Source organism: Clostridium frigoris (genome assembly GCF_018861865.1).
Lineage (GTDB): Bacteria > Bacillota > Clostridia > Clostridiales > Clostridiaceae > Clostridium_AD > Clostridium_AD frigoris.
On the sequence record NZ_JAHLDV010000044.1, the window covers coordinates 17,674 to 29,613 of the forward strand.

An 11,940-nucleotide genomic window follows, 5' to 3' on the forward strand; every position below is an offset into this window, starting at 1 on the left:
TATAGGTTAGGTGTATATTATCATTAGTTTAATTAATTGTCAACACAATTATCATCCTATATTTTCCTATACATTCTTAGTCTACTGAAATTATTACTCTTATATATTTACTTATTTATTTTTATTATTTAGTATAGAATATACCAAATAATAATGGGAAGACTATATTAAACAAGTGTATTAATAAGTATTTTAATATTTTACGTAGTTTTAATAACTATGTATTGAAATGTTTGTATTCATATGGTATTATATTAATATATAATAAGTAAGTTAATTTATATAATTTGGTTTTATGGAGGTATATTATGGAAGTTAAAGATAGTTACATTATAGTAGCATATGGTGATTCCATTACAAAAGGGATTATTTACGATGATAAGAAATCTAAATATGCAACTTTAAAAGAAAATTTTACAAGTATTGTTGAGAATAAACTAAAAGGACCTGTGTACAATGCAGGTAGATTCGGTAACACAATTATGCGTGGAGCACTTAAAATGTACAATGATGTGATTAAAAAATCACCTGATATAGTTTTAGTAGAGTTTGGTGGTAATGATTGTGATTATAAATGGGATGAAATTGCAAAAAATCCTGAAATGGAATACAAACCAAATACTGATATTTCTACTTTTCGTGAAACATTACTTTCAATGATAGATACATTGAAGAATAATCACATACTTCCTGTGCTTTTGACTTTACCTCCACTTGATCCTTTAAAATATTTCAACTGGATTTCAAAAGAAGATTCTACTTCTGAAAAAAACATTTTACATTGGCTCGGAACGAAGGATAGACTTTTTACTTGGCATAATTCATATAGTAAAATGATTACCCAGGTAGCTAAAGAAACTGATACTGTACTTATTGATGTTCGCGCAGAGTTTTTAAAGCATAGTGACTACACTCGGCTTTTATGTAAAGATGGTATACATCCAAATATTGATGGTCAATCATTAATAGCAACTGTTATATTAAACTTTATAAAAGAAAATTATAATTTTTTATTGGAAAAGTAAAAGCAATAAATTTACTGAGATTATCTTTTCAGAAAAATTAAGTATAGTAATATGATTTCTTTCCTTAGCAACAATCATTGATATTTATTTTCAATGATTGTTGCTTTTATTGTTAGATTATAAAAACCACTTATATTGGTAATTTCCTTAGGAATAGTCTGTAAATTATTAAATTTGACTCATAAAAAAATCAAACTTGCAAATTTACAGAATCGTGGTACAATTTATATAATTACTTTATAAAATTAGAAGGGGGTAATATTGTGAATAATAGCATTGGTTATCCTGAAAAGCAGGGATTATATGATCCTGCTAATGAAAAAGATAATTGTGGCGTTGGTTTTGTAGTAAATGTCAGAGGTGAAAAAACCAACGGTATTATAAAAAAAGGGCTAAAGGTTCTTGTGAATTTGACCCATAGAGGTGCAGTCGGTGCAGATCCTAAAACTGGAGATGGTGCTGGAATACTTGTTCAAATTCCTGATGAGTTTTTTAGAATTAGCTGCGATAACTTAGGACTCGAATTACCTAGAGTTGGGAAATACGCTGTAGGAATGATTTTTTTACCAAAAGAACCCGCACTTAGATTTCAGTGTGAAGGAATACTGGAAAGAATTGCAGAAGAAGAAGGTCAAAAGATAATAGGCTGGAGATCAGTTCCTATAGATAGTAGAAACATAGGTGACACAGCAAAAGGAACCGAACCTATTATAAGGCAGATATTTATAGGGTCTACTTTTAAGGATGACTCCCTTTCTGAAGATGAATTACAAGAAGAATTTGAAAGAAGACTTTATATTATAAGGAAAAGAGCTGAAAGCGAAGTAATCAAGTTGGTTAATAGGAACACAGAATACTTCTATATTTGTAGTCTCTCTAGCCGAACAATTGTTTACAAGGGCCTTTTACTTGCCGACCAAATAAAAGGCTTTTACATTGATTTACAAGACATAAATTTTAAAAGTGCCCTTTGCCTTGTTCATCAAAGATATAGTACAAACACATTTCCAACTTGGGATCTAGCGCAACCTTTTAGATATCTGGCTCATAATGGTGAAATAAACACTATTCGTGGTAATAGAAACTGGATGAATGCACGAGAAGGAATAATAAAATCTAAGGTGTACGGAAAAAATCTTAAGAAGTTATTCCCAATTATTAGTCCTAATGGCAGCGACTCAGCTTCCTTAGATAATATGTTGGAACTATTAAAAATGGATGGAAGATCTCTGCCTCATAGTCTTATGATGTTGATTCCTGAAGTTTGGACTACAAATGATGACATGGAAGATTATAAAAAATCATTTTATGAATATCATGGATCACTCATTGAACCTTGGGACGGCCCTGCAGTTGTTGCATTTACAGATGGAATTCGAATAGGTGCAACACTTGATAGAAATGGACTTAGACCTGCAAGATATGTAATAACAAAGGATGGTTTTGCTGTTCTTGCATCTGAAGCTGGAGTACTTAAATTTAAACCAGAAGATATCAAAAAAAAGGGTAAACTTCAGCCTGGAAAAATGTTCCTAATTGATACTAATGAAGGACGAATAATTACAGACGATGAAGTAAAAAAAACAGTTTGTACAAATAAGCCTTATGGAGAAATGGTTTTGAAAAACAAACTATATCTAGAAGATTTTGAAGGTGTAGTTGATGAGGTTATAATAGATAAGGATATTTTAAAAGAAAAGCAGCAAGCCTTCGGTTATACTTTAGAAGATTTAAAACTTATTTTATCTCCAATGGCAGAAAACGGAAAAGAGCCAACTGGTTCCATGGGAAATGATACTCCTCTTGCTGTTTTATCTAACAAACCACAACTTTTATTTGCTTATTTTAAGCAACTTTTTGCACAGGTTACCAATCCTCCAATTGATTCAATTAGAGAGAAAATGGTAATGTCTTTAATGAACTATGTAGGCTCTCAATATAATGTTTTAAATCAGGATTCTAATAATAATCCATTTATTGAAATAAGTAGACCCCTTTTAACGAACTTGGAAATGGCTAAAATTAAGAATTTAAAAGATAATGCTTTTAAAACAACAACAATTCCTATTACTTTTAAGGCAGATACTGGTGTTGAAGGTTTTAAAATGGCACTTGACAAAATTTGTGAAAGGGCATCTTCAAGAATTAAAGAAGGATATAATATTATCGTTCTTAGTGATAGATTAGTAGACTCTTACGATGCCGCAATTCCAAGTTTACTTGCGCTGTCTGCTGTTCAACAGCATTTAACAAGAGAAAAAACTAGAACCTTCGCCTCTATAATAGTTGAAACAGGAGAAGCAAGAGAAACCATGCATATGGCATTATTAATTAGTTACGGTGCAACTGGTGTTAACCCATATCTTGCATTTAAAACAATTGACAATATTATAAATGAGGGTGACCTAGAAAATATTTCAATAGAAAAAGCCCATGAAAACTATATACATGCAATATCACAAGGCCTTCTAAAAATATTATCAAAGATGGGAATATCAACTATTCAAAGTTATCACGGAGCACAAATTTTTGATGCAGTTGGTTTAAACTCTGAGTTTCTACAAAAATATTTTGGAGGAACACCATCTAGAATTGGTGGAATTGGTATTGAAACTGTGGCAAAAGAAGTATTAATAAGACATAAAAATGCCTTTAATAAGTTAAGAAAACCCATTGCTGAACTAGATGTTGGTGGCTTATATTCTTGGAGAAAAGAAGGAGAATATCATTTATTTAATCCTGATACAATATATAAACTTCAAGTAGCTGCAAGAACCAATGATTATAAATTATATAAAGAATACTCAAAAATTATAAATGATCAGGACAAACATTTATGTACAATTAGAGGATTATTTGAACTTAATTATGGAAATGAAATTCCAATAGAGCAAGTAGAGCCAATTAGTGAAATAGTGAAGCGTTTCTGCTCAGGTGCAATGTCATTTGGATCTATTAGTAAGGAAGCTCATGAAACTATGGCCATAGCTATGAATAGACTAGGTGGTAAAAGTAACACTGGCGAAGGTGGAGAAGATCCTGAAAGATTCAAGGTTGATCAAAATGGAGATTTAAGAAGAAGTGCAATTAAACAAATAGCTTCTGCTAGATTTGGTGTTACAACTGAATACCTTGTTAATGCAGATGAATTACAAATTAAGATAGCTCAAGGAGCGAAACCCGGTGAAGGTGGGCAACTACCAGGTAAAAAAGTAGATGTTAATATAGCAAGACTTAGGCATTCAACACCTGGAATTGATTTAATATCACCTCCACCTCATCATGACATATACTCAATTGAAGATTTAGCTCAGCTTATTTATGATTTAAAGAGTGTAAATCCTCATGCACGAATAAGTACAAAATTAGTTTCAGAATTAGGTGTTGGAACAATAGCCGCTGGAGTTGTTAAAGCACATTCAGACGCTATAGTAATAAGTGGTCATGATGGTGGAACAGGTGCTTCTCCTCTATCATCTATTAAACATGCTGGACTTCCTTGGGAGCTTGGACTTGCTGAGACTCAGCAGGTACTTTTATTAAATAATTTAAGAAGCAGAGTAACAGTTCAAACTGATGGTCAGCTTAAAACAGGACGTGATGTTGTTATCGCTGCACTTCTTGGAGCAGAAGAATTTGGATTTGCAACTACAGCTCTTGTAGTGCTCGGTTGTACTATGCTAAGAAATTGTCACTTAAATACTTGCGATATGGGTATAGCTACTCAAGCTCCAGAGCTTCGTAAGAATTTTAAGGGCAAACCAGAATATGTTGTAAACTTCTTTACATTTATTGCAATGGAAATAAGGGAACAAATGTCAAAACTCGGTTTTAGAACTATGAATGAAATGGTTGGTAGAGTGGATAAGATTAGTCCTAAAAAAGCAATCACTCATTGGAAAGCAAAAAATCTAGATTTATCTAATATTTTATATAAACCTGATATGCCAAAAAGAATTAAACGTTACTGTGTAATTGCGCAGAATCATGGCTTAGATAATTCATTAGATTTTAAACTTATTGAAATGGCAAAAGAATCTTTAGAAAATGGAAGAAAAAGTACCTTTAACTTAGAAATTGAAAATGTTAATCGTTCTGTTGGCGCAATGTTAAGCGGAAGGATTGCTATGAAATATGGCGCTAAAGGACTTCCAGATGACACAATAACACTAAATTTTGTAGGAGCTGCTGGTCAAAGTTTCGGAGCATTTGGTGCTAATGGGTTAACATTAAAACTCGTAGGAGATGCAAATGATTATGTTGGAAAAGGATTATCAGGTGCTAAAATCATTGTAAAGACACCAGAAAATTGTACCTTTATTCAAGATGAAAACTTCATTGCTGGTAACACAATTCTGTATGGAGCAACTTCTGGTAAATTATTTATAAATGGACTCGTAGGTGAACGTTTTGCAGTAAGAAATTCAGGAGCAGAAGCTGTAGCTGAAGGAATTGGAGACCACGGTTGTGAATACATGACTGGTGGAGTTGTAGTTATCATTGGTAGAACTGGTAGAAACTTTGCAGCTGGAATGAGTGGCGGTATAGCATACGTTATAGATGAAGATGAAACTTTTAAATCAAAATGTAATATGGAAATGATTGAAGTAGAATCAATAAAATCTAAATCAGATTTAGATCAACTTTATTTAATAATAAAAGAACATTTTGAGGCTACCAACAGTAACAAAGCAAATAAGATTTTAACTAATTGGAATGAATATAAATTAAGGTTTAAAAAAGTAATACCAACCGCTTACAAAGCAATATTAGAAGGTAAATAGAAGATATAGAACTGTTAATCTTTATTGAGAACAGTTCATACTTTTCAATTTTTGGAGGTGTTAAATTTGGGAAAATTGCAAGGTTTCAGAGAATTCAAAAGAGAAACTGCAAAAAAACGCCCTGTTAAAGATAGAATTAAGGACTCTAAAGAATTATTCATTAAATTCCCAGTTGATAAATTACGTCAGCAAGGTTCACGGTGCATGGAGTGTGGTGTTCCCTTTTGTAACTGGGGCTGTCCTCTTGGAAACTTAATTCCAGATTGGAATGACATGGTATATAAAGAGAAATGGGAAAAAGCATATGATAGACTAACTCTTACAAATAACTTTCCAGAATTCACTGGCAGAATTTGCCCTGCTCCTTGTGAAGGTTCATGCACATTAGGTGTTAATAGAGATCCTATTGCAATAAAGGAAATAGAATTAAATATTATAGAAAAAGCATTTGAAGAAGGATGGACAAACCCACTAGAACCTAGAGTAAGAACTGGTAAAAAGGTTGCTATAATTGGCTCAGGTCCATCAGGTCTTGCAGCTGCTGCTGAACTTAATTCAGTCGGACACGATGTAACTGTATTTGAGAGGGACGACGAAATAGGGGGACTTCTGCGTTATGGTATACCGGATTTCAAATTAGATAAAAGTATAGTCGAGAGACGTGTTAATTTTATGAAAGAAGAAGGCGTTAATTTCAAAACTAACGTAAATGTTGGCGTAGATTATTCTGCAAAAGATCTTTTAGCACAGTATGATGCTGTAGCTTTAACCGGCGGAAGTACAATTCCTCGTGATTTGAAAGTTGAAGGACGCACTCTTAAAGGTGTACATTTTGCTATGGATTATCTAAAACAACAAAATAGAAGAGTTTCTTGCAAAGAAATAGAAACTACCGAAATAAATGCTAAAGATAAAGTAGTACTAGTACTAGGTGGTGGTGATACAGGTTCTGATTGCATAGGGACAGCTATAAGGCAAGGTGCTAAGAGCGTATATCAGTATGAAATTATGCCAAAGCCTCCGGTTGAGCGTGATGATTCAATGCCGTGGCCAACATATCCTAGAACATTAAAAACTACAACATCCCATGAAGAAGGTTGTAATCGTGATTGGAATGTTACTACTAGAAAATTCACTGGTGAAGATGGCATTGTTAATACTCTCCATGCGTCTAGAGTGGAATGGACAAATACTGAAAAAGGAATGCAAATGATAGAAATACCAGGATCAGAATTCGAGTTAAAAGTTGACCTAGTTATTTTAGCTATGGGTTTTTTACATCCACAACATGAAGGATTGCTTACTGATCTAGGTTTAGATTTTGATATCCGTGGCAATGTAATTGTAGATGATAATTATATGACTAATATTAATGGCGTTTTTGCTGCTGGCGACATGAAAAAAGGTCAATCATTAGTTGTTTGGGCAATATATGAGGGTCGTTTAGTTACTAAAAATATTGATGAATACTTAATGGGAGAGACTTCGTTAAGAGGATAAAAAACAGTAAAACTTAGGGACGGTGTTCTTAAATATTCTCATGATTTGCGAGAATATTTTAGGCTACCGTCCCCTTTTGTAATTCATTTTAATACTTAATGTATATTATTATCTATTTTCTTTAAAACTAAAACAGTTCTACTTGGTGTATTTATTATAATACCATTAGCACCAATTTTTTCTTGTAACACATTGGAGTGATAAATATAATTAGTATCAATTCTTTTTTGTCCACCAAACATAACTTCATCGCTATTAAAAACAACCTTGTAATCACCCTCTTCAGAGGTTGGAAGCTCATATCTTGGGAAAGAACAAGACGGATTAAAATTAAATAGGAACACAAGGTTCCCCTTTCTAAAAGCAATCAGTTTAAGTTTCTCATCAATCCAAAGATTTTGCAAATCACTGGAACTTAAAACATTATAATGTTTTATTAATTTTATCATTTCTCTATCAAAATTTGATAAATACTCATACTTGAGATCCTTATTTTCCATTAGACTCCATTGTCTTCTTGCATATTTATAACTCCAATTATTACCTTCACGTGGGAAATCAATCCATTCAGGGTGACCAAACTCATTACCCATAAAGTTCAAATACCCTTCTCCACCTAAAGTTATAGTGAAAAATTTAATAAGCTTATCAAGTTCCATTGCTCGATTTATTATTAAATTATCATCACTTTTAAGCATATGAGAATACATTTCCTTCCCGGCTAGCCTAAACATTAATGTTTTATCACCTACAAGGGCCTGATCATGTGATTCAGAATAACCTATATTTTTCTCCATAGGTCTTCTACTAGTTAGTTCATACCATAATTGATTCATACTCCATTTTTCATCAGGTAGCTCCTTTAATATTTTCACCCAAAGATCAGGTACACCCATAGATAATCGATAATCAAAACCTAAGCCACCAAAGTTTACTGGTATACACATTCCAGGCATCCCGCTCATATCCTCGGCTATTGTTACTGCTGTAGGATTAACTTCACGAATTAGATCATTCGCAAATTGAAGATAAGTAATTGCTTCTATATCCGTCTCCATACTAAAGTATTTACTGTAATCTGTAAATGCTACTCCTAATCCTTGGTGATGATATAACATCGATGACACACCATCAAATCGATAACCATCAAAATGGTATTCTTCCAGCCAGAACTTAATATTTGACAAAAGAAAATGAATAACCTCTGGTTTTCCATAATTAAATAATTTTGTACCCCAAGCTGGATGATCCCCTTTATTACCAGTATGAAAAAATTGATAATCAGTTCCGTCGAACTCATTAATACCCTCAGCTATATTCTTAATTGAATGAGAATGTACTAAATCAAGTAATACTGAGATTCCCATTAGGTGAGCAGCATTAATTAATTTTTTTAAATCATCCGGAGTACCAAACCATGAGGAAACTGCAAAAAAATTAGATACTTGATAACCGAAAGATGCATAATATGGGTGTTGCATAATTGCCATAAGTTGTATTGTATTATAACCCTCGGCTTTTATTCTTGGAAGCATGTTTTCTGTAAACTCTTTAAAAGTACCAACGCCCTCTTTTTCATGAGCCATTCCCACATGTGCCTCATATATAAATAATGCTTCCTTACTTTTAATATGAAATTCGCTATCTTGCCAAATGAAATCATGATCCGGTTGCCAAATTTGACCTGCAAAATCATGAGTAATAGGATCCTGCACCGTCCTCTTAATATAAAGTGGAATTCTATCTTTCGATTTTCCTTTGGCTACTACCCTTACCTTAACAAAAGACATATGTTTAAGAGCTTGCGTACCTTTCAAGAAGATTTCCCAATTTCCATTTTCTTTTTTTTGCAATGGATGTGTATGTGCGTCCCAACAATTAAAGTCGCCAATCAAATAAAGAGCGTCAGCATTAGGAGCCCATTCTCTATAAATCCAACCATCCTTCATTAAATGAAAGCCATAATATAATCCACCATTAGCAAAAGATTTAAAACTTTGTTTATCACCTAGTAATTTTTTCTTAGAAGAAGCATAAGTATCCATTCTAAGATTGATATCACTTTCGTATGGCTTAAGGTATGGATCAATATCCATTATTTTAATGTGTTTATTTTTATTATTCTCCATAAAAAATCACTTCCTGTTCATAATTATTTTAACACAAAATACTATCACTGATATATTAAATTCGACTAAATATTGTAAAATCCTTTGTTTTTTAAAAAATAAATAAATTACTTTCTATTGTTTTTCAAAAGAGATTACTTGTGCATTCTAATTTAGGCAAAATATTATTAACTAATGGAACAAAATTAATAGGTAATGTCTTCTATTCCAACAGAAAGTCTTAATAAATAATCGAAAACTCCCATCTCATTTTTTTATCAAATGTATTACTAGAAAATATTGGATGTAATATATATTTAGCTATTTCGTTATTATATTAGTATTATTTATTAATTTAAAATTGGTTTACATTTTAGATTAAGTTTACATAATTATTTATATGTAAACTAAATTATGTTTTATAGTATTTTAATGGTATTTACTCAAAAAAATATGCAGCAAAGGTATCAGCTCTGCTGCATAAATTTAAATATTATTTTCTAACTTTTGACTACTAAATTATTAATAAGTATCAAATATTAATCATAGATATTTTTACTGAAATATCTATCCCCTCTGTCAGGTAATATTATAACAATATTACCCTTATCAATAGTTTCTGTAAGTTTTAATGCAGCGGCTATTGCAGCTCCGGAAGAACTACCTACAAACAATCCCTCCCGAGCAGCAATTAGCTTTACATTATCTATTGCCTCATCATCAGAAATTTTAATAACACTTTCAACAAGGTTTAGGTTCATATTTGTTGGAACAAAATTATTCCCTATCCCCTCGATATCATAACAATGTTCCTCTCCACCACCAATGGTTGATCCATAAGGATCAACTAGAATTCCTTTTATATTTTTATTCTTTTCCTTTAAATATTTCATAACACCACTAAATGTTCCACCACTACCTGCTCCTGCAATAAAATAATCAATTTTTCCTTCTAATGCATCATATATTTCTGGCCCCGTAGTTTCATAATGAGCCTTTGGATTAGCATCATTTTTAAATTGTTGTAATGAAATAGAATTAGGGATTTCATCCAATAGTTCTTTCGCCTTGTTGATGGCACCTAACATGCCATCTTCCCTTGGTGTATTAACAATTGTGGCACCTAGAGCTCTCATCAAAGTTAACTTTTCTACAGAAAACTTCTCTGGAACCACAAATATTATATTGTAGCCTTTATTTATTGCTGCAAGTGCCACACCTATCCCAGTATTCCCTGCGGTAGCTTCAACAATTGTATATCCCACTTTAAGGATGCCCCTGTCTTCTGCATCCTTTATCATGTATACACCAACTCTATCTTTTACGCTACCGCCTGGGTTCTCACCCTCAAGTTTTGCAAAAATATTCACCCCTTCTTTTAATCCTAAATTATTTAATTTTATGAGTGGTGTATTTCCTATATACTCGAGTACACTATTTATATATTTCACTATTTAGTCCTCCCTTATTTGCTGCTACAATAAAAATACCAGTCTGCGTAAATTCGCCTTTACTAGAATACCCTTTACATAATAAATCTGTATTCTCAATATTAACTGTATTAAAACCGGCAGATTTTAACCACTCTTCCATCTGATTATTTGAAAACCCAAGCCATTCATCAAACATCTCAGTCTTTGCCCATTCGCCATTATGCTCTTGTACATCTGATATAATTAAAGTTCCATCTTTTTTTATTATTCTAAACATTTCCTCTATTGCTTTTTTAGCATCCTTAACATGATGAAGTGCCATATTAATAAAAACCACATCTACAGATTCATCAAACAAAGCCAAGTTGTCTATGGATGATTTTATTGGATATACATTATCAAATTTTTTAGTCTCCATTAATTTTCTTGTTTCTATTAACATTTTTACAGATTGATCTATAGAAAATACAATACTTGCATCTAATGCCAGTGCTAATGATAAAAATCCAGTTCCACATCCAAGATCAGCCACAACCTTATCCTTAATATTTACTTTAGATAAAACCTTATACTTTAATCTCTCATCAAAATATTCACTTCTTATTACATTCCAACTTTGTGCTATTTCATTAAAATAATCTACTGATCCCATAATATTACCCCCGTATATTTATTTTAAGTGTAATTTTTAGCTAGACACTTAAAACATAATAATATTTCCTTTTAATCACATCTATTAGTATTCATATCGGATTAGTTTTATTTCTATTATATGCTATGTTTCATCTTTGTCAACTCTTGTTTTAAATATTTATATTTTGATGTATTAAAGTATCATCAATAATTGTTTTAACTAAAAAGCGATGGTTAATATGGATACTTACCATATTTTATTATATACTCCTGTAGCACATAAAAATTTTCAGGAAGTGTATCAATTGGAAATTTACATCAAAAAATCGAGTAGGTAAAAGTCGGGAATAAATTTCCGACTTCTTTCCTCTCACAGAACCGTACGTGCGGACCTCGCATACGGCTCCTGGCAAAACTAAAAATTATTTATTCATAATAATTTGACAAGACACCGACC

6 protein-coding genes are annotated in these 11,940 nt (G+C 32.1%); 3 read left to right on the forward strand and 3 right to left on the reverse strand.

Features of this window, described 5'->3' with window-relative positions; genetic code table 11:
- The first annotated feature begins 308 nt into the window (after window positions 1-308).
- The 3 genes from KPL37_RS15045 (at window position 309) to KPL37_RS15055 (ending at window position 7,309) form a co-directional block, all read left to right on the forward strand.
- Window positions 309-1,025 carry an SGNH/GDSL hydrolase family protein gene (locus tag KPL37_RS15045; RefSeq protein WP_216150665.1) on the forward strand — a complete coding sequence of 239 codons (717 nt, stop codon included), beginning with the start codon at window positions 309-311 and terminating at the stop codon, window positions 1,023-1,025.
- 263 nt (window positions 1,026-1,288) lie between these two features.
- Window positions 1,289-5,809, forward strand: coding sequence for a glutamate synthase large subunit (gene gltB / locus KPL37_RS15050; RefSeq protein WP_216150667.1), 4,521 nt, complete (start codon window positions 1,289-1,291; stop codon window positions 5,807-5,809).
- 66 nt (window positions 5,810-5,875) lie between these two features.
- A complete protein-coding gene (locus KPL37_RS15055; RefSeq protein WP_216150669.1) occupies window positions 5,876-7,309 on the forward strand; it encodes a glutamate synthase subunit beta in 1,434 nt (477 codons plus the stop codon).
- A 95-nt stretch (window positions 7,310-7,404) separates the two neighbouring features.
- Here the strand turns inward: KPL37_RS15055 and KPL37_RS15060 are convergent, their stop codons facing one another.
- The 3 genes from KPL37_RS15060 to KPL37_RS15070 all read right to left on the reverse strand — a co-directional run bounded on the left by KPL37_RS15060 (window position 7,405) and on the right by KPL37_RS15070 (window position 11,502).
- Window positions 7,405-9,438: an alpha-amylase family glycosyl hydrolase gene (locus KPL37_RS15060; protein WP_216150671.1), complete on the reverse strand. Its 2,034-nt coding sequence runs from the start codon at window positions 9,436-9,438 to the stop codon at window positions 7,405-7,407.
- 518 nt (window positions 9,439-9,956) lie between these two features.
- The gene (locus KPL37_RS15065) at window positions 9,957-10,868 is read right to left on the reverse strand and encodes a PLP-dependent cysteine synthase family protein (protein WP_216150673.1); all 912 of its coding nucleotides are present in this window, start codon (window positions 10,866-10,868) and stop codon (window positions 9,957-9,959) included.
- A complete protein-coding gene (locus tag KPL37_RS15070) occupies window positions 10,852-11,502 on the reverse strand; it encodes a class I SAM-dependent methyltransferase (protein WP_216150675.1) in 651 nt (216 codons plus the stop codon). The genes KPL37_RS15065 and KPL37_RS15070 overlap by 17 nt, the downstream gene beginning before the upstream one ends.
- Between the last annotated feature and the right edge of the window lie 438 nt (window positions 11,503-11,940).

Excerpts from the sequence above, each read along its gene's own strand:
- KPL37_RS15045 (WP_216150665.1), top strand. The coding sequence starts at position 309 with ATGGAAGTTAAAGATAGTTACATTATAGTAGCATATGGTGATTCCATT.
- KPL37_RS15060 (WP_216150671.1), bottom strand. The coding sequence starts at position 9,438 with ATGGAGAATAATAAAAATAAACACATTAAAATAATGGATATTGATCCA.
- KPL37_RS15070 (WP_216150675.1), bottom strand. The coding sequence starts at position 11,502 with ATGGGATCAGTAGATTATTTTAATGAAATAGCACAAAGTTGGAATGTA.